The organism is Hyphomicrobium nitrativorans NL23 (assembly GCF_000503895.1).
Classification (GTDB): domain Bacteria; phylum Pseudomonadota; class Alphaproteobacteria; order Rhizobiales; family Hyphomicrobiaceae; genus Hyphomicrobium_C; species Hyphomicrobium_C nitrativorans.
Genome location: NC_022997.1, coordinates 2,420,319 through 2,438,806 on the forward strand (window position 1 = coordinate 2,420,319; position 18,488 = coordinate 2,438,806).

22 protein-coding genes are annotated in these 18,488 nt (G+C 63.7%); 15 read left to right on the forward strand and 7 right to left on the reverse strand.

What is annotated here, in order from left to right; genetic code table 11:
• Positions 1 to 91: 91 nt before the first annotated feature.
• Together W911_RS11280 and W911_RS11285 are read left to right on the forward strand one after the other, a co-directional pair.
• Entirely contained in the window at positions 92 to 1,159 is a 1,068-nt protein-coding gene (locus W911_RS11280; RefSeq protein ID WP_023787670.1) for a preprotein translocase subunit SecY, read from the forward strand.
• A 6-nt stretch (positions 1,160 to 1,165) separates the two neighbouring features.
• Positions 1,166 to 1,747: an RBBP9/YdeN family alpha/beta hydrolase gene (locus W911_RS11285; RefSeq protein WP_023787671.1), complete on the forward strand. Its 582-nt coding sequence runs from the start codon at positions 1,166 to 1,168 to the stop codon at positions 1,745 to 1,747.
• Positions 1,748 to 1,850: 103 nt separating this feature from the next.
• Here the strand turns inward: W911_RS11285 and W911_RS11290 are convergent, their stop codons facing one another.
• On the reverse strand, positions 1,851 to 2,171 hold the full coding sequence (locus W911_RS11290; protein WP_023787672.1) for a DUF1476 domain-containing protein: 321 nt from the start codon (positions 2,169 to 2,171) through the stop codon (positions 1,851 to 1,853).
• A gap of 359 nt (positions 2,172 to 2,530) precedes the next feature.
• Between W911_RS11290 and purC the strand changes: the two genes are divergently transcribed.
• The 4 genes from purC (at position 2,531) to purQ (ending at position 5,007) form a co-directional block, all read left to right on the forward strand.
• Positions 2,531 to 3,319, forward strand: coding sequence for a phosphoribosylaminoimidazolesuccinocarboxamide synthase (gene purC, locus W911_RS11295; RefSeq protein WP_041318478.1), 789 nt, complete (start codon positions 2,531 to 2,533; stop codon positions 3,317 to 3,319).
• Positions 3,320 to 3,528: 209 nt separating this feature from the next.
• On the forward strand, positions 3,529 to 3,771 hold the full coding sequence (purS, locus tag W911_RS11300) for a phosphoribosylformylglycinamidine synthase subunit PurS (RefSeq protein WP_023787674.1): 243 nt from the start codon (positions 3,529 to 3,531) through the stop codon (positions 3,769 to 3,771).
• Positions 3,771 to 4,217: a hypothetical protein gene (locus W911_RS11305; protein ID WP_023787675.1), complete on the forward strand. Its 447-nt coding sequence runs from the start codon at positions 3,771 to 3,773 to the stop codon at positions 4,215 to 4,217. The genes purS and W911_RS11305 overlap by 1 nt, the downstream gene beginning before the upstream one ends.
• A gap of 85 nt (positions 4,218 to 4,302) precedes the next feature.
• Positions 4,303 to 5,007 carry a phosphoribosylformylglycinamidine synthase subunit PurQ gene (gene purQ / locus W911_RS11310; protein ID WP_023787676.1) on the forward strand — a complete coding sequence of 235 codons (705 nt, stop codon included), beginning with the start codon at positions 4,303 to 4,305 and terminating at the stop codon, positions 5,005 to 5,007.
• Positions 5,008 to 5,693: 686 nt separating this feature from the next.
• On the opposite strand, the gene W911_RS11315 is transcribed toward purQ, so the two are convergent.
• Positions 5,694 to 6,086, reverse strand: a complete 393-nt coding sequence (locus tag W911_RS11315) for a hypothetical protein (protein WP_023787677.1) — start codon at positions 6,084 to 6,086, stop codon at positions 5,694 to 5,696.
• Between the two features lie 385 nt (positions 6,087 to 6,471).
• On the opposite strand from W911_RS11315, the gene purL reads away from it, so the two are divergent.
• The 4 genes from purL to W911_RS11335 all read left to right on the forward strand — a co-directional run bounded on the left by purL (position 6,472) and on the right by W911_RS11335 (position 10,002).
• A complete protein-coding gene (gene purL, locus W911_RS11320; protein ID WP_023787678.1) occupies positions 6,472 to 8,706 on the forward strand; it encodes a phosphoribosylformylglycinamidine synthase subunit PurL in 2,235 nt (744 codons plus the stop codon).
• Between the two features lie 52 nt (positions 8,707 to 8,758).
• Entirely contained in the window at positions 8,759 to 9,388 is a 630-nt protein-coding gene (locus W911_RS11325; protein ID WP_023787679.1) for an NAD(P)-dependent oxidoreductase, read from the forward strand.
• Between the two features lie 170 nt (positions 9,389 to 9,558).
• Positions 9,559 to 9,768 carry a hypothetical protein gene (locus W911_RS11330; protein WP_023787680.1) on the forward strand — a complete coding sequence of 70 codons (210 nt, stop codon included), beginning with the start codon at positions 9,559 to 9,561 and terminating at the stop codon, positions 9,766 to 9,768.
• A gap of 24 nt (positions 9,769 to 9,792) precedes the next feature.
• Positions 9,793 to 10,002, forward strand: a complete 210-nt coding sequence (locus tag W911_RS11335; RefSeq protein WP_023787681.1) for a hypothetical protein — start codon at positions 9,793 to 9,795, stop codon at positions 10,000 to 10,002.
• Positions 10,003 to 10,038: 36 nt separating this feature from the next.
• On the opposite strand, the gene W911_RS11340 is transcribed toward W911_RS11335, so the two are convergent.
• Together W911_RS11340 and W911_RS11345 are read right to left on the reverse strand one after the other, a co-directional pair.
• Entirely contained in the window at positions 10,039 to 10,533 is a 495-nt protein-coding gene (locus W911_RS11340; RefSeq protein ID WP_023787682.1) for a hypothetical protein, read from the reverse strand.
• 83 nt (positions 10,534 to 10,616) lie between these two features.
• Complete coding sequence (locus tag W911_RS11345; protein ID WP_023787683.1) at positions 10,617 to 12,053, reverse strand: aldehyde dehydrogenase family protein; 1,437 nt, start codon at positions 12,051 to 12,053, stop codon at positions 10,617 to 10,619.
• 248 nt (positions 12,054 to 12,301) lie between these two features.
• Here W911_RS11345 and W911_RS11350 point away from each other — a divergent pair, with 248 nt between their 5' ends.
• The 4 genes from W911_RS11350 (at position 12,302) to W911_RS11365 (ending at position 15,181) form a co-directional block, all read left to right on the forward strand.
• A complete protein-coding gene (locus tag W911_RS11350) occupies positions 12,302 to 12,946 on the forward strand; it encodes a hypothetical protein (protein ID WP_023787684.1) in 645 nt (214 codons plus the stop codon).
• Between the two features lie 199 nt (positions 12,947 to 13,145).
• Entirely contained in the window at positions 13,146 to 13,382 is a 237-nt protein-coding gene (locus tag W911_RS11355; protein WP_023787685.1) for a BolA family protein, read from the forward strand.
• A gap of 98 nt (positions 13,383 to 13,480) precedes the next feature.
• Complete coding sequence (gene grxD, locus W911_RS11360) at positions 13,481 to 13,822, forward strand: Grx4 family monothiol glutaredoxin (RefSeq protein ID WP_023787686.1); 342 nt, start codon at positions 13,481 to 13,483, stop codon at positions 13,820 to 13,822.
• Positions 13,823 to 14,086: 264 nt separating this feature from the next.
• On the forward strand, positions 14,087 to 15,181 hold the full coding sequence (locus W911_RS11365; RefSeq protein ID WP_244438505.1) for a paraquat-inducible protein A: 1,095 nt from the start codon (positions 14,087 to 14,089) through the stop codon (positions 15,179 to 15,181).
• A 4-nt stretch (positions 15,182 to 15,185) separates the two neighbouring features.
• On the opposite strand, the gene W911_RS11370 is transcribed toward W911_RS11365, so the two are convergent.
• Entirely contained in the window at positions 15,186 to 15,902 is a 717-nt protein-coding gene (locus W911_RS11370; RefSeq protein WP_023787688.1) for an HAD family hydrolase, read from the reverse strand.
• A gap of 212 nt (positions 15,903 to 16,114) precedes the next feature.
• On the opposite strand from W911_RS11370, the gene W911_RS11375 reads away from it, so the two are divergent.
• On the forward strand, positions 16,115 to 16,600 hold the full coding sequence (locus tag W911_RS11375; RefSeq protein WP_023787689.1) for a septal ring lytic transglycosylase RlpA family protein: 486 nt from the start codon (positions 16,115 to 16,117) through the stop codon (positions 16,598 to 16,600).
• Between the two features lie 92 nt (positions 16,601 to 16,692).
• Here the strand turns inward: W911_RS11375 and rpsD are convergent, their stop codons facing one another.
• Together rpsD and W911_RS11385 are read right to left on the reverse strand one after the other, a co-directional pair.
• Positions 16,693 to 17,310, reverse strand: a complete 618-nt coding sequence (rpsD, locus tag W911_RS11380) for a 30S ribosomal protein S4 (RefSeq protein WP_023787690.1) — start codon at positions 17,308 to 17,310, stop codon at positions 16,693 to 16,695.
• Between the two features lie 512 nt (positions 17,311 to 17,822).
• Positions 17,823 to 18,446, reverse strand: coding sequence for a hypothetical protein (locus tag W911_RS11385; protein WP_023787691.1), 624 nt, complete (start codon positions 18,444 to 18,446; stop codon positions 17,823 to 17,825).
• Positions 18,447 to 18,488: the final 42 nt, after the last annotated feature.

The window sequence follows — 18,488 nt, forward strand, 5'->3', positions numbered from 1 at the left end:
GCGCCACGCGGAACTTCGCTCTGGCGTCGCGGCAAGGTTTCGATCCATTCTCAATGCCGCTCAAAACGGACAGCACAGACTGAAAAGCCGAATGACCAGAGCCCCCTCCCTCGCGCCCGCCGACAGAAGCACGCTTCTCCGCCGCATCGCCGTCACGCTCCTGGCTCTCGCCGTGTTTCGCATCGGCCAATGGATTCCCCTGCCGGGTCTCGATCTCGCCGCACTCGGCGGCTCTCGGATGACATCCATTATGGCGCTCGGGATCACACCCCTGCTGACGGCGCTTATTTTGGCGGAAAGCGCGATGTGCGCCTCTCCGCGTCTTCGCCGATGGGCGGCGACGCCTGCCGGAAATGCAAGGCTATGGCGTGCCGCTATCGTCGTTGCGCTCGTGCTCGCCAGCCTGCAATCCTACGGCGTCGCGTCATCGCTCGGCGCGATACCGGGATTGATCGTCTCGCCGGGATGGCAATTCCATGCAGGCGCGATCACCTCGTTCCTGGGCGCCACCCTGATCGTCGTCTTGCTCGCGTCATGGATCACGGCGCGCGGGATCGGTTACGGGCTCTGGGTCCTCTTTGGCGCAATCCAGGCCGAAGCATTCCTGCAGCCCCTTTTGGCCCAGCTCCCGCTGCTCGCGACGGGAGCGCTCAGCCCTGAGAATTACCTTGGAAACGTCGCCTTACGGTTCGGTGTCCTAGCGGCCGCAATAGCCGCGCTCGCCACCCTCGTCAACGCCAGGCCTCCTCTCTCGAATGCGCCAGAATTGATCTGGTCGCCCCTCGTCGCCGGAGCCATCGTGAGCCTTCTTCTCACGGCATTCCTGCTTCCTATTGTGCTGTCAGCCCCTGATAGGGCGGACTTCGTATCGACCGCCGCTTTCAACTTGAACCTCCCGCTAACGGCTCTCGCCACCGCCGCTATTGTGCTTGCCCGCAGGAGGAGCTTTCAGCCGCCGGGAGAGCGCGTCAACGTCGCCGCCGCTGCACCCGCGATCCTGCTGCTCGTGCTGTTTACCTCAGCCGCAACTCTCTTCCCTTACGCACAGACTGCGGTCCTGCTCGCGGCGGTCGGCCTCATGATCCTCGATAACCTCCGCGCCGCACCGCGCGACACGGAAGCCGCGCCCCTTGCGCGCCGGCGTTTCGCTGCTACATGAGGCCCCATGCGCACATCTGACGTCGACATCCTCATCGTTCCCGGCTGGTCGAGCTCGGGTCCCGACCATTGGCAGTCCCGCTGGGAGCGCACGCTCAAGACCGCGCGCCGCGTCGAGCAGGACGATTGGTTTGCGCCCGAGCGAGAGGCGTGGGTCGGCCGCATCATCGATGCGACGGTCGCGAGCAACCGCCCCGTCGTGCTCGTCGCCCACAGCCTGGGCGTGGCGGCCGTCGCTCATGTGGCCGAACGCATCCCCAAGGGCTTTCTCTCGGGCGCATTCCTCGTCGCCCCTGCCGACGTGGAAAACGCGAGCGCCTGGCCCGACACGGAGGGTCTCTCCCTCGACGGCACGGCGAGCGGGTTCGCGCCGTTGCCGAAGAAGGCTTTTCCGTTCCCTTCGGTCATGATCGCCTCCTCGAACGACGCTTATTGCTCGCTCGACCGCGCCAACGCGCTTGCCGAGGCTTGGGGATCCACGCTGGTGGAAGCCGGAGACGTCGGCCACGTCAACAGCGCGTCTGGACATGGGCCCTGGCCGGACGGCGTGTTGAGGTTCGGGGCGTTCCTGAGAACGCTGGAGGCGTGATCGCGCGCAGCGTCCGCACGCGTAACGCACGCTATCGAACAAAACGGCGGGCTTCGCATGTGCGAAACCCGCCGTAGCTGTTCATGCGGCCGTGCTGGCGAAACTACGACTTGCTGGCCTCGATCTCGGTCACCGCCTGCGCGAGGAATTCGGAGAGCTTCGCGCGGATGTCGTCTTCGCTGATCGCGATGCCCTTCTGATCGAAGTCCGCCTTCACCTTGCGCACCACGTCATCGTCACCTGCCTCGGCGAGGTCCGCCTTGCGTACGGCCTTCACATACTCTTCGACTTCCGTGATGCCGAGCTGTGCTGCCGCCCACTCGGCAAGCGCCTTGTTGCGCCGGCTTTCGGCGCGAAACTTCAGGTCCTGGTCGTGGGCAAATTTCTTCTCAAACCCTTTTTCGCGATCTTGGAACGTCGTCATGACCCTCTCCGCAAGGCTGTGGCAAAGACGCATGTTCCGCCTTTGTTCCACGTGAAACATGTGTTGTATGGGTCCAGCGCAGACCCTTAACCCGCGAGCCCTAACCCGACGTGGCAGACAAATCAACGGCTTGCCTGACCCGTAACCTTGAGGGGGCTCTGACCCCTCGTTTAGATTGTTTCTCAACCCTCGTTCGGCTAGTGTCCGGACATGTTTTTTATGCGTCCGGCCGACCCCCGCCAAGACGAGATTCCAAAAAAACTCGCTGCAAGATAAAGGGGTTGGCTCAACGGGGCGGAACGTCCCTTCTCCTAGAGATAAGTCTGAGCATGAGCGTGATCGTCAAAGGACCAGGATCGATGAACAAGCGGCGTCGGATCTACGAGGGAAAGGCAAAGGTGCTCTATGAAGGCCCCGAGCCCGGCACCCTCATTGCGCACTTCAAAGACGACGCCACAGCGTTCAACGCAAAGAAGCACGCGCTGATCGAAGGCAAGGGCGTGCTCAACAATCGCATCTCCGAGTACATCTTCCAACGTCTCGGTGAGATCGGCGTGCCGACGCACTTCCTGAAGCGTCTCAACATGCGCGAGCAGTTGATCCGCGAAGTGGAAATCATTCCGCTTGAGGTCGTCGTGCGCAACGTGGCCGCCGGCTCGCTCTCCGCGCGTCTCGGCCTCGAAGAGGGCATGCAGCTGCCGCGGTCCATCATCGAATTCTACTACAAGGCCGACAACCTGAACGACCCGATGGTCTCGGAAGAGCACATCACGGCGTTCGGCTGGGCCACCCCGCAGGAGATCGACGAGATCATGCAGCTCGCGCTGCGCGTGAACGACTTCCTCGTCGGCCTCTTCCTCGGCATCGGCATCCGCCTCGTCGACTTCAAGGTGGAGTTCGGCCGCCTGTGGGACAACGAGCAGATGCGCATCGTGCTGGCCGACGAGATCAGCCCCGACTGCTGCCGCCTGTGGGACATCTCCTCGGGCGACAAGCTCGACAAGGATCGCTTCCGGCGTGACCTGGGTGGCGTGCTCGAAGCCTACCAGGAAGTCGCGCGCCGCCTCGGGGTGCTGACCGAGAACCGCCCGCCGAAGGGCATCGGCCCGGTGCTGGTGGCGTCCAACCCCACCGGCAAGCCGAACTAGTGCCCTTGTCATCCCGGAAAGGCTGAGGCGTAAAAGCCGAAGCCTTATCCGGGACCCATCGCCAGGATCCAGCGCAAGACTCGTCGAAGACGCGATATTTTGCGATAGAAGCTGTTCCTGGGTTCGGCGCGGTGCTCCGGCTTTCGCCGCCGGTCCATGCAAAGCATGGCTCCAGCATGAGGCCGTGATGACAACTTGAGGAATATCCGATGAAGGCCCGTATCAAGGTGACGCTGAAGCCTGGCGTCCTCGACCCGCAGGGCAAGGCCATCCAGAACGCGCTTGGCGCGCTCGGCTTCGACGGCGTCAACGACGTCCGCCAGGGCAAGTACATCGAGGTCGATGTCGCCGGCATGAGCGAGGAGCAGGCCCGCACGGAAGTCGAGCGGATGTGCCGCGACCTGCTGGCGAACACAGTGATCGAAAACTACACCTACGAGCTGGCGCCTTGATGGGGCCGCGCCGCTGCTGGGCCTTGGCGTTGGCGTTGGCGAGCGCACTTCTCGTCTCGCCCGCGGCCGTTCGTGCGGCACCGCCCAATCTCGATTGCGAGCTTGGCTACGAGGGCCTCCGCTTCTACGCGACCGCCCTCCCCGGTGCGGAGACCGGCCACGAAGGCGGCTTCGATTTCGTGACGGTGTCTGAGCCGGATCGCTGGATCGCCCGTATCTTCATCACGACGCCGGATCACGCCGCTCATCCTGCCGTCGTCCAGCGCACCCAGCGCAAGCAGGTGACGGACGTGTGGACGGCCGACAGCAAGGGATGCGGATTTGGCAACTCCGGCCAGTTCACCATCCTGATGAACGATATGAAGTCCGGAGACACGGAAATGACCAACGCCTCCCGCGTCGAGGTCGAAGAGCGCAAGCGAGAGAAATCGCCGCTCACGCCCTGAGTTTTAAGACCGATGATTCACGCTTCGGACTGATAGGGTCCTACGCGATCATGGTCCTTGCGAAAACGAAAGTAGAGCCGAACCCATGCTGCGCGCCTCCGTCATCGTCTTCCCCGGTTCGAACTGCGACCGCGACGTCAAGGTCGCGCTCGAAGCCATCACGGGCTTCCCGGTGAAAATGGTCTGGCATGGCGACGCAAGCGTGCCCGCGTCGGACCTGATCGTGCTGCCGGGCGGTTTCTCTTACGGCGACTATCTGCGCTGCGGGGCCATGGCGGCGCATTCGCCGATCATGCGCGACGTGGTCGAGAAGGCGAAGAAGGGCACGCCCGTCCTCGGCATCTGCAACGGCTTCCAGGTGCTGTGCGAGTCGGGCCTGCTCCCGGGCGTCCTGATGCGCAACACCTCGCTCCACTTCATCTGCCGCGACGTTTATCTGAAGGCCGAGACGGACAAGGGCTTCTTCACCAAGTGCTACCGGCCGGGCGAAGTGATCCGGATGCCCGTCGCGCACGCAGAAGGCAACTTCTTCGCCGATTCCGAGACGCTGGACCGGCTCGAAGGCGAAGGCCGCGTTGCGTTCCGCTATTGCGACCGGGAGGGCAACGTCTCGCCGGAGACCGGCATCAACGGCGCCCAGCGCAACATCGCGGGCATCACGGACGAGACCGGGCGCATCCTGGGCCTCATGCCCCACCCCGAGCGCCTTTACGACGCGATCCTCGGCGGTACCGACGGCCGGCGCATCTTCGAGAGCGCGCTCCTGAGCACGCTGGAAGCGGCGGCTTGACGTTTCGTCATGGGGCTAAAACGCAAATAGGGACGAACCTTTCGGCTCGTCCCCACCATTTCTCTTGCCTGAGGCAAGGTGAGTTCCGGAGCCCGGCATCTCACCGGGCTGGCCGAACTCAGCGCTGTTTGCGGCTCCGGTCCGGAGCGGACCAAACCTGCAGAAGCGCGAGCAACACGGCTTTCATTTGCGATCTCTCTTCATTCCAAATTTCGAACCTGGGATCGCTCCGGGCCGGATTTGGCTCGGAGTGGCGACCCCTCAACTGTTCGTGTGCCCCTCATATAGCGCCGCGCCCCGACAAAGGCGAGTGCGGCAGAAGCGCGCCAGCCCTGCGGGAAATGCACAGGCCGGACGAAAAACAACGCGGCAGCGCTCGGGGCGCGACTGCGCCCCGTCTTGGCGAAGCCAAGCTCCGCTTGGACGCAAGTGCGCCGGCCCTCCACACAACACCACGCTCCTTGAACGAAGCTTCCCTCAGCTTGTGTCAGCCCAAAAAAGACGGCTGCGGAAGCAGCCCGGGAGCAAGGCGATCCGGGCCAAGTGGCCCGGCCATCCACAAAGCACCGCGCCCCTTATTCGAAGCCTGCTTCAGCTTGTGTCAGGCCAAAAAGAAAGAAGGCGGGAGATTTCTCTCCCGCCTTCTTCCGCGTGGCACCGATTAAGGAGGAAACGGCGCTAATCGCTTACGACTTGTAGGGCGCACGGTCGAACACGCGCGCGCTCATCCGTTCCGCACCGGGGCCGCAGAAGAACTCGGCGGATGCACCAGACGCGGTATCGAGCTTGAACCCGGTCCCCTGGCTGATGGGAACGACGATCCGGGTGCCCGGACCGGCGACGAAGGCGTCGCCCTCCGTTTCGGCAAGAACGACCGTCAGATGACAGGCGTTGTTGAGCGTCTCGAAGTAGGTCACGGTCTGCTTACCGCCAATGGCGAGCGAAAGGCCCCGCTTCGGAGACATGATCTCATGGTCACTGCCACGATCGGCCGGAAGGCCAGATCCTGCCAGAGCGGCACCAGCGGCCAGAAGGGCCGACACACTCACCAATGCAATGCGCTTTGTCGCTTTCAACATGGTTGTGCTCCTAGTTGCCAGGGAAGTTCTGATGATCGCCGACCGGGTACCCTGCGCCCTCATTGCCAGCTTGAGGAAGACCATAACGGCATGACTCGGCGGAGAAAATTGATAATGCTGCATAGCAGCGGCCGATTTTGTGCAGCGCGGTACTGTCGCATTAACTCAGATGTCGCACCGCCTTGCGAACGGCTCGGCGCTTTCTAATCCCTCTCCGGAGCATATCCATTTCGAGGATGCGATGAAGCGCGCAGCGAAGAAGGCCGTCCCGGAAGCGACAAGCGCGGCGGCAGCCGCTATAAGCTCCGCGTCAGATGGAGCCCACGGTTACAGGACCTGTAGCCTCAGGCGACAGCCTTCCCCGCGAGAGACCCGAAAGCCAGAGATGCAGGATACCGCACCCCCCGAGATCACCCCCGAGGTCGTCGCCGCGCACGGGCTCAAGCCCGACGAATATCAGCGCCTGCTCAAGATCCTCGGCCGCGAGCCCAGCATGACGGAGCTTGGCATTTTCTCGGTCATGTGGAGCGAGCACTGCTCCTATAAGTCGAGCCGCTTCTGGCTGAAGACGCTGCCGACCTCCGGCGCCAAGGTGATCCAGGGCCCAGGCGAGAACGCGGGCGTGGTCGATCTCGGCGACGGCGACGCGGCCATCTTCAAGATGGAGAGCCACAACCATCCGTCCTACATCGAGCCTTACCAGGGCGCGGCAACGGGCGTCGGCGGCATCATGCGCGACGTGTTCACGATGGGCGCGCGCCCGGTCGCGAACTTGAACGCGCTGCGCTTCGGAGATCCTTCGCACCCGAAGACGCGCCACCTCGTCTCGGGCGTCGTCTCCGGCATCGGCGGTTACGGCAATTGCGTGGGCGTGCCCACCGTCGGCGGCGAAGTGAACTTCAACGCAGGCTACAACGGCAACATCCTCGTCAACGCGATGTGCGTCGGTCTCGCGAAGACGGACAAGATCTTCTATTCCGCCGCCAAGGGCGTCGGCCTTCCCGTCGTTTACACGGGCTCGAAGACCGGACGCGACGGCATCCACGGCGCGACGATGGCCTCTGCCGAGTTCGACGACAAATCGGAAGAGAAGCGCCCGACCGTGCAGGTCGGCGATCCCTTCACCGAGAAACTGTTGATCGAAGCCTGCCTGGAGCTGATGGCTTCGGATGCCATCATTGCGATCCAGGACATGGGGGCTGCGGGCCTCACGTCCTCGACGTCCGAAATGGCCGACAAGGGTGGCGTCGGCATCGAGCTGAACCTCGACCACGTGCCTCAGCGCGAAGAGAACATGACGGCCTACGAGATGATGCTCTCGGAAAGCCAGGAGCGCATGCTCATGATCCTGAAGCCCGGCCGCGAGCCCGAGGCCGAAGCGATCTTCACGAAATGGGGCCTCGACTTCGCCGTCATCGGCGTCACCACAGACACCGGCCGCATGGTTGTGACGCACAAGGGCAAGGTGGAAGCCGATCTTCCGGTGCCGGTGCTCGCGAACTCGGCGCCGATCTACGAGCGTCCGTGGTTTGCGCACGTTCCCCCGCAGCCCGTGCTGCCGCAGTGGGTCAAGGCGCCGAACGGCAATCTCAACGCGTTGAAGACGATGATGGGCGCGCCCGCGCTCGCCTCGCGCCGCTGGGTGTGGGAACAGTACGATCACATGGTGATGGGCGACACCGTGGGCCGACCGGGCGGCGACGCCGCCGTCGTGCGCGTGCACGGCACGAAGAAGGGCATCGCCGCCACCTGCGACGTCACTCCCCGCTATGTCGCGGCCGACCCGGAGATGGGCACCAAGCAGGCCGTTGTCGAAACCTGGCGCAACCTCACCGCCGTCGGCGCCGATCCCATCGCCATCACCGACAACATGAATTTCGGCAACCCCGAGCGGCCCGAGATCATGGGGCAGTTCGTGGGCTCCGTAAAAGGCATGGCGGAAGCCTGCCGCGTGCTCGACTATCCCGTCGTGTCGGGCAACGTCTCGCTTTACAACGAGACCAACGGCGTCGGCATCCCGCCCACTCCGGCCATCGGCGGCGTCGGCCTCATCCCCGACATCGCGTTCATGGCCGACATCCGCCTGAAGCGCGACGGCGATCTCCTGATCGCCATCGGCCGCGAGCAGGGCTGGCTCGGCCAGTCGCTCTATCAGGAGATTATCTGCGAGAAGCTCGAAGGCGCACCGCCCCCGGTCGACCTCGCCGACGAGATCAAGGCGGGCCGCCTCGTGCGCGCGCTGATCCGCGAGAAGAAGGTGTCGGCGGTGCACGACGTCTCGGACGGCGGGCTGCTGGTGGCGATTGCGGAGATGGCGCTCGCCTCCCTCGATCCCGTGACGGGCGCACGCCTCGGCGTCGAGTTGTTCGCCTACGAAGGCAAGCTCCCCCACCACGCGATCTGGTTTGGCGAGGACCAGGGCCGCTACGTGCTCTCCGTCGATCCCGCAAAGGCCGAGGAAGTGATCGAGCGCGCGCGCCTGCTGGCCCTTCCCGCCCGCATCGTCGGCCGTACCGGCGGCGATTCCATCGTGTTGAAGGGCGAAGACCCGCTGCCGCTCTCGGACCTCGCGGAGATCAACGAGAGCTGGCTGCCGCAGTACATGGCGGGCGAGTTGTAGGCTCCCAGGCCGTAGAGCGCGTTTCGCTTTTCCGGCGAAGATCGGAGACGCTATGCGATTGCTTGTGCTGGGCGCATCGGGTGGCGTGGGGTCCTGTTTGCTGGAGCAAGCCGTTGCGCGCGGACACTGCGTGACCGCGCAAACCCGCAAGCCAGACAAACTGACGTCAAGCGCGGCCGTCAGCATCGTCGTCGGCTCACCCACCGATGAAGCCTTTCTGCGGCGGCACGTCGCCGGTCACGACGCCGTCGTGCTGTGTCTCGGCGTCGACAGGATCGGCCGCACGACCTTGTTCTCTGAGAGCACAAAGGCGGTCATCGGCGCGATGAACGCTGCTGGTGTGAGACGCCTGATCGCGGTGACGGGGGTTGGGGCCGGCGACAGCAAGGGCCACGGCGGCTGGTTTTACAACGCCGTCATCTACCCGCTCTTCACGCGAAACCGCTATGCTGACAAGGACCGGCAAGAAGACATCATCGAGCGGAGCAATTTGGATTGGACCATCATCAGACCCGCGCCATTCGCCGCCAAGGCAGGGACCGGCGCGTGGCAGGTCCACACGGACATCCCGGACGCGCTGCAATTGACGTCCGTCACCCGCGCCGAGGTCGCGAGCTTCATCCTCGACAGTCTTGAGACTGGGCGCTTCCTGCGTCAAAAGCCGTTCATCGGCCACGTCTGACGGCGACACGGCAACGCGGGGACGCGTTCTGCGCGAACGGGTCTCTGCCGCTGCGAACGATTGGACGTTCTGAAAATATTCTTGGACGTCCAGGCAAACGCCTCTCGGCAGATTTGTCATGATCCTGTCAGGCCACCACGCATCATGCGCAGGAAGAGACGGATCATCAAATGACAGATCTCACGAACGGCAACCAAGACGGCGCCCCAAGCGCTGCCCACGAAAACCTGACGGATGCCGAACTCGATGCCGTCGCCGGCGGCTTCATTATCGGCGCCGTGACCAGTGTTGGAAAATTCGTCAAGGACGTCGCGGTCGGTGCGTTCGAAGGCGGGATGGACGGCGTCCGCGCAGGCTTCAACGGCCCCGCGAAGCGCTAACAACCAACTATCGAGACACAGACAATGGTCGACAAGAATGCGAACGCCCCCTCGCAGGCGATTGAAGCCGAAATCGCTCGTGCCGACGAGGGCTATCTGACAGATGCCGAACTCCAAGCCGTCGCGGGTGGCTTTGCCTCAAGCATGGCTGGCACGGTTCGCGTCTTCACGGGCGCAATAGGCGGGCTTATCGGCGGCGCGATCCGCGGAGCAACGTCGAGCCTCGGCAAATAAAACGACGGTGCCGATGACGTGCCATCGGCCGTTGCATCACCGGATGGAGCGTTCCAGCGCAGGCGCGTCGGCGGTGGGCACGATCCGTCCGAACGCGATGACGCGCGTTTTGGCTTCGACCCACGCCCGCGGCGGTTGTCCGTGCTGCCGTTCGCACATGGACGCGGCCTTCGCGAGTTCGGCATCGGGCACGAAATAATAGTGACCGGCCCTGCCGAGCGTGGGGCCGAGGCTGTTGAAGTACTCCATGGCCAGCTCAAGCGCGCGCTGATCCACGCAGTGATCGGTCGCGTTGAACGCAGATAGCGCAATGCGCGCGTCGGTGAATTGCGCCTTGGGCGAGACGCCGTCCGTCTCTGGCGAAACGAACCGCGTCCCCACGACAAGCGTCAGATCCTCCTCAACCGCAGCAGACGATCCGGGCGCCGATGGCGACGGCGGCTGGGCGGGCGCAGCGGATACCCAGGCGAGCGACATCCCTACGGAAAGGACTGCAAGGGAGAGGAAGGAAAAGCGGTGTGTGGCCTGCATGATAAGGTCTCCAGCGCTTGCGCACGCCCTCTGCGATGATTGCCGCTCTAAGACACGCCGCAATACGGTATGCGCCGCGCCCCCTAATCCTCAAATCCCCAGCCGCTCACCGCCTTCACCTCGACGAACTCGTCGATGCCGAAGCGGCCCCACTCGCGCCCGTTGCCGGATTGCTTCATGCCGCCGAAGGGCGCGTGCTGTTCGTTCCCCGCGCCGTTGATGTTCACGTTGCCCGCGCGGATCCGGCGCGCCACATCGCGCGCGCGCGCGACGTCGCCGGACGAAACGTAGCCCGCAAGGCCGTAGGGCGTGTCGTTGGCGATGCGCACCGCCTCGTCCTCGCTCGCGTAGGGAATGATCGAGAGCACGGGGCCGAAGATCTCCTCGCGCGAGATCGTCATGTCGGGTTGAACGTCCGCGAACACGGTGGGGCGGACGAAGAAGCCTTTGTTGAGCCCCTGCGGACGGCCCGGACCGCCAGCCGCAAGCGTTGCACCCTCCTCGACGCCGGTCTCGATGAGCTTCTGGATCTTCTCCCACTGCGTCTTGTTCACGACAGGGCCGAGATCGGTGCCCGCCTCGTTCGGATCGCCCACCTTGAGGCTATCGGCAACGCCCGCCGCGATCCGCGCGGCGTCCTTCATGCGGTCGGCCGGCACCAGCATCCGCGTCGGCGCGTTGCACGATTGACCGACGTTATTGAAGCAGTGACGGGCACCGCCCGTGACGGCCTTCTCGAAGTCGGCATCGGCCAGAATGATGTTGGGCGACTTGCCGCCAAGCTCCTGGCTCACACGCTTCACCGTCGGTGCGGCGCGGATTGCAACGTCGATGCCCGCCCGCGTCGATCCCGTGAACGAGATCGTGTCGATATCGGGATGCGAGGAAAGCGCGACGCCCACATCCGGCCCAAGCCCGTTGACGAGGTTGAACACGCCGGGCGGCACGCCCGCTTCGTCCAGAACTTCAGCAAAGATAAGCGCCGACGTCGGCGTGTATTCGGAAGGCTTCAGGATCATCGCGCAGCCCGCCGCAAGCGCAGGCGCGACCTTGCAGCCGATCTGGTTGAGCGGCCAGTTCCACGGCGTCACCATCCCCGCGACGCCAATAGCCTCGCGCGTGATCATCGCGCTTCTGAGGCGTTCCTCGAACGGATACGTCTTGAGCGCGTCGTACACGGTCATGATCTGGCCGAGGCCCGCACCGGCCTGAATGCGCTCCGCGAAGGGCTGTGCCGCGCCCATCTCGTCCGAGATTGCGCGGCCAATGTCTTTCATGCGCTTGCGGTAGACTTGCATCACCCGCTCAAGCAGTGCGAGCCGCTCTTCGCGCGTTGTCGCGGCGAAGGCGGGCCACGCGGCGCGGGCGGCGGCAACGGCCCGATCCACGTCCGCCGCGGAGCCGAGCGCGATCTCGTACATCACCTCTTCGGTGGCCGGATTGACGACCGGGAACGAGCGTCCGCCCTCGACGGGGGCGACCCACTCACCGTTGATGTAGAACTTGTCGCGCTGTGCCATGCCCCATCACGTCCTTGCCTGAGCCTCACGCTGTCTTCGCATGCCCTCGATGGAGCGCCAAGTCTCGCCAAGACCGCGCGCGGACATTCCCTGCGCGGCCCTGCAAACCGGAGAACAGCCTAAACAGAACCTTTACATATGCTAGAAATATGTAATATTATCAATGATATGAAAGAATTCGATGTGCGAATAATTTAACTCAAATGCGCCATAATCCCTCCCAAGCCATCGCTTGAGTGGAGTGAGTTATGCGTAAAGCGACAACCTTGGGCCTGCTCGCTGCAGCCCTGATCCCCCTATCGCTCGACCAGCAATCGCCGAGCCACGCCGGCGACGCGGTCGCCCTGCCGACGCTCGCGGAGACGAGCGAGATCCACGCGAAAATCCAGACGATCCTGTTCACGATGGAGCGTAACGGCGAAATCGCACGCTCCATGCAGCGAGCCGCGAAAGCCCGCGAACGCGATCGCGCCGCTCTGCTCACCCGCGAGCTTGCAGCCCGCGCCTACGATCGGCGCCGCGCAACCGAAACCGCGCCCTACCGCCTCGACGACAGCCACATGATGGCGTTCACCGCCGAGCGCAACACGGAAATCCGCCGGTCGCTCGCAGCCTATCGGACGGCCCGCGAAACGCGCTTGCAGGAGATCGCATCCAACAAGGCGCGCGACGGTTTGGCCGCCGCCACCCGCGAAGCGGAAACTTTGATCTCCCAGGCCCGCGCGACCGACGAGCCGATGTGGACCACGCTCGGGCGCCTCGCGCCGCTGATCGCATCGACGAGCACCATCGAGCCGCCCGCGATCCAGATCGCGACCGCGAAATCCGCCATCGAGACGGGCAGCATCGAGCAGCCAGCCATCATCGGTCCCTGCGCCACCCCGTCTCCCTGAGGCGGCCTTTCCCTCCCCCTGCAGGCACGGTAATCTCGCGAGGCCGCCCCCAAACGGGTGGCCTCGTGAGCGTTTTCCGATCCGATGGGATCGGATCGGACGCTCTATCTCTTTGATGAGACCGATGATTCACGCTTCGGACTGATTGGGTCCGATGCGATCATGGTCTAGCCTTTTCAAACGGAGTACCCACCGCCTCATGCCTATGGACCCGCGCGAGATCGAAAGCCTGATCAAGGCCAAGTTCCCGGACGCCACCGTCGAAATCCAGGATCTTGCCGGAGACGGCGACCACTTTGCCGCCCGCGTCGTGACGCGTGCCTTCAAGGGCAAAAGCCGCGTCCAACAGCACCAGATGGTCTATGACGCCCTCGGCGGGCGCATGGGCGGCGTGCTTCACGCGCTGGCGCTGACGACCCAATCGCCGCCCGATTGACCAGTGCAATTGACAACGGCCAACCCCACGCCACATCTAGCCCGAGCAGTGCATATTTCCGCCGTCAGCGGCGGGGCTAAATCAAGGAAGACCCGATCATGAGCGAATCCGCCGCCCACGAGGCCATCAAGAAGACCATCGAATCCAACGACGTGGTGCTGTTCATGAAAGGCACCGCCCAGTTTCCCCAGTGCGGCTTCTCGGCCCAGGTCGCCCAGATCCTTCTCCACCTCGGCGTCCCCTTCCAGGACGTGAACGTGCTGGACGACCAGGACGTGCGCGAAGGCATCAAGACTTACAGCAACTGGCCCACGATCCCGCAGCTTTACGTGAAAGGCGAGTTCATCGGCGGCGCCGACATCGTGCGCGAGATGTTCCAGGCCGGCGAACTCCACACCCTGATCCACGAAAAGGGCATCCCGCACAGCAATCATGGGTGATTGCATTTTTATTGGGTGACACAAGCGGCGGGAAGCTTGCTCGACAGAGAGCGGATGCCGCGTGGATAGCCGCGGCACTTGCCGCGGGTCGCCTTGCTCCCGGGCGCTGACGCGCCGCTGGTATTGCTGTTTTTTGTTGGGTGACACAAGCGGCGGGAAGCTTGTATCCGAACAAAAAAAGCCGTTCGCGCCACTTCTACTCGGCGCGACAATAGCCGGCAAAAGTAGGGATCATCGATGCGTTTGGGGGGGCGGCGATTTCTGTTGAGCCTCGCCATCATCGGCGCCGCCGTCTGCCTTGCGCTCGGCATTTCGCTGCCGATCATGCGGCTTACGAAATACGTCTTCTGGACGACCGAGCATTCGCTGCTGTCGACCGTCGAGGTGCTGATCCGCGACGGCCAGACGTTCCTCGGCCTCACCGTGTTCGTCTTCTCGATTGTGCTGCCTGTCTTGAAGCTGCTTTATCTGCTGTTGCTCTCGACGCTTCCCGCAGCCGAGCTGACGCGCCAGCATACGCGCCTCAAAGCGCTCGAATGGCTCGGCAAGTGGTCCATGCACGACGTGCTCGTGCTCGCGCTCACGATCTTCTTCATCAAGGCGCAGGGCGTCTACGACGCGGCCAGTCTGTCGGGCGTGTATTACTTCACGGCGGCCGTCGTGCTGATGATCCTATCGTACGCGTGGCTGCGCAACGAAGGGCTGACAGCGCGCCCGCCGCCTCAGGAGCCAACGACGCAAACGCTGATGGCGCGGCATATCTCGCCGTTCCGCAACTTCGTGCTGTCGTTCCTGATTATCGTGGCCACGGTGTTCTTCGTGCTCGGCGTGATCCTGCCCGTGATCCGCTTTACGACCATCTACGTGTGGACGAACGAGCATTCCATCGCGACGATCATCTGGGCGCTGTTCGAGAACGAGGAGTACTTCCTCACCGTCGTGCTGTTCCTGTTTTCGATCCTCTTCCCATTCCTGAAGCTGTTCTATCTGCTGACGCTGGTAACATCGCCCGACATCCCGCCCGAGTTCCGCAAGAAGTCCATCGCAACGATGGAATGGCTCGGCCGCTATTCCATGACGGACGTGATGGTGCTGGCCCTTCTCATCTTTTACGTGAATTCGTCGGGCTATACGGAAGCGACCGTGCTGCCGGGCGTCTACTTCTTCGCCGCCTCCGCCATCATCACCATGCTCGCGTACGGCTGGGCGAATACGGTGCCGGCCGCACGCCGGACGCCCGAGGCTCCAAGCAAGCGGACAGAAACACGTGTCGCAGCGGACGGACCGTCAACGGACAGCGATCAGGCGCCAACCGTCACGCTGCCGACGAACCCTGCACGGCGACATCGCCCGGCGTAATGCGTCAGCGGTACACCTGCGAGCGCACGCGCCGGTCTCCGGCGGCCATGAAGTGCAGCACCGCTCCGCGGAGTTCGTCCACGCTATCGACGTGGACATACGTCTGAAGCGCACGCGTCGACACGTGGCTGTAGCCGTACGACACGAGGATCGCCGGAATGCCCGCGGCAATCGCGGCTCCGACATCCGCGCCCGTGTCGCCGATCATGATCGCGCGTTCGCGCCGCCCGCCTGCTGAGCCGATCGCTTCGATCAGCGTCAGGGGATCCGGCTTTTTCGGCCTGTCGCCCACGTGGCCGACGATGGCATCGAACAGCCCCACGAGGTCGAGCCGCGTCAGGATCTCCATCGCGATGTCCTCGACCTTGTTGGTGCACACCGCCGTGTGCGCACCGCAATCGCGGATCTCTTCGAGCAGATCCCGGATACCCGGATACGTGCGCGATCCGCTCACCGGCGTTCGCCGGTAGGCGGCCAGGAACTGCTGATAGACGAGCGCAGCGTCGTCCGCCGGGAGATCAAGGCGCTTCGCCACCATCGCTTTCCAGAAGAAACCCGAGAGGCCATCGCCCATCATGGCGGCCGCCTCTTCGCTGCTCGTCGCCTTACATCCGTAAGGCGCGAGCGCGAGGTCGAGTGCAGCGGCGATGTCCGCCACGGTATCGACCAGCGTTCCGTCGAGATCGAACACGACGGTCGGGGCGAGAGGGCGCTTGCTCACGCGAGATCCTCCGTCAATCGGCGCACCTCCGTGCGCGGCACAGCGATTCGTATAAATGGACGAACGAAACCGCCCGCTTGTTCCACGCGAAGCCGCACCCCGTCGCCGCAGGCCCCTTCAAATCCGTGGACGACGGGCCCCGGCCATACTTCGGCTCAGAATCGCGCGTTTGGTTCTGCTCTTCGGGGAACAGTTTCGGGGAACAACGCCGGATGACGACGCACGCACCTTGGCGCGCCTTTTTCGCCGTGGCGGCGCTGGCAGGCGCGGCCTTCGTCACATATGCCGACACCGCCGCCGCCAAAACGCCGGGCAAGACCTATTGCTACAACAAGGTCTGCCACCGCGTGAAAACGCTGGACGAGATGGAAAAACTGGTCGGCCACGAGGAAGTGCTCGTTTCGTCCTATTACGACGATTGCAAGGTCGACAAATTCAATCCGTGCACTCGCCTCTCGTCCGGCGAGGAGCACCGGCCAGACCTGCCGGACAACGCAGCGAGCCCGGTCTATCCGAACGGCACCATTCTGTTGCTGGAGAAAAACGGCACGAAGCTTCTCGTGCGCGTGAACAATTCGGGGCCTTATCGAAAGGGCCGCATGCTCGACGTCTCGCGCGCCGCCGCCGAGGAACTCGGCTTCAAGAAGAAGGGCGTCGCGAAGATCAAGGTGACCGTCATCAGCGGCCCGATCCGGTAGCGGCACGGGTACGGCTCGATACGAAAATCCCCAAAAACGAAAAGGCCGGCTCTCGCGAGCCGGCCTTCTGAATTTCGATCGCTGAAACGCGATTAGCGCGAGTAGAACTCGACCACCAGGTTCGGCTCCATCGTGACCGGATAGGGCACGTCGGAAAGAGCCGGCACGCGGGAGAGCTTCGCGGTCAGCTTGTTCTGGTCGACTTCGAGATAATCAGGGATGTCGCGCTCGGCGCTCTTGATCGCTTCGAGAACGAGCGGAAGCTGACGCGACTTCTCCTTCACCTCGATCACGTCGCCGATGCGAACGCGGTAGCTCGGAACCGTCACGCGCTGCCCGTTCACGGACACGTGGCCGTGCGACACGAACTGGCGCGCGGCGAACACGGTCGGCACGAACTTCGAGCGGTAGACGATGGCGTCGAGGCGGCGCTCAAGAAGGCCGATCAGGTGCTCCGAGGTCGAACCCTTGGCGCGGCTCGACTCGACGTAAAGGCGGTGGAACTGGCGCTCGGAAAGGTTGGCGTAGTAGCCCTTGAGCTTCTGTTTGGCGCGAAGCTGCTGGCCGAAGTCCGAAAGCTTCGAGACGCGGCGCTCGCCGTGCTGGCCGGGGCGGCTCTGGCGCTTGTTGAGCGGGCTCTTCGGCCGGCCCCAGATGTTCTCGGTGAGGCGGCGGTCGATCTTATGCTTGGCGCGGATGCGCTTGGTCATTGTAACGGCACTCCAAGAGTTGCTGATGGAATAAAGCCTGGAGCGCCCCTCCTCTGCCTCACGCCGTTTCCGGTGGGGGCCGACAGGCCAGGCCCGAAAGGTGGGCCTGCCGCGGGTGCGCAATAGAGAACGCGGGCCGAAACGGCCCGCGTCATCGGGGCTTCATAGTCGAGCTGTCTCCGCGCGTCAATCTTTAACCATCTGCCGACTCAAGCTGAGAGAGGCTTCGCTCAACAAGCCTTGTGCTTTGTGGATGGCCGCGGCACTCGCCGCGGGGGCGCAGTCGCGCCCCGCGCCCGCAGCCCGGTCGGCTGCGGTCGAAGTGGTTAAGCGACAGCGCTCCGCGATTTGGCCTAGGTTCGAAAATCCAGGCCCGTAGGGCCTCAGGCGTCAAGGGCGCCCGGCGGTCATGGCGAAGCCATGCTTCGCATGGACTGCGCCGGCCATCCACATAGCACGACGCGTCTTGAGCGAAGCTTCTCGCAGCTTGAGTCGGAAGAAGGTAAAGACCTCTATTCCTGCTCGACCGGCGCGTTCGTTGCCGCGGCGGCAGCGCCGCGATCGTTCGAGGCGAGAGCCGGGCCGGACTGTACGTAGGCCGTGATCAGAGCGCGAACCTTCTCGCGCTGTTCGTCCGAACAGGTCTGCTGCGGCGCCTTGGTCTCGTCGACCACCACTTCCTTGTCGCCGTCCTTCTCGACCAGCCGGATCTTGCCGGTGAGCAGCATCACGGTCGTGAGGTGAAGCTGGTTGATATAGAGCGTCTGCTGATCGCTCCACTTTTTCCGCTCAAGCTCGCGGCGCATGAGCGAGCGATGGTTCAGCACCTGCTCCTCGGCAAGGTTGCAAACTTGCGCGTGCGCCGAGATACGGCCCACACGGATCACTTCGCGCGCAACGTCGACCGGCACCATCGCCTGATCCGGCTTGGACTTATCTACGATAATGACCGTGCCGTCCTGCTTGCTGTACTGTTGCGGGGTCAGCGACCACGCATATTCCATGAACACCTGCACGGAGCGGTCGCTGAGCTCGCCGTCGCTCGCGTCCGCCGTCATCGGGACCATCGTCGCTGCGCCGGCCATCAAAGCCGCGCCGACCCATGTCCGCTTCATCGCCATGATCATCGTCCGCATCCTTCGCCCCTGCTCAGCTCTCATTTTGTTATCTGTCACGAG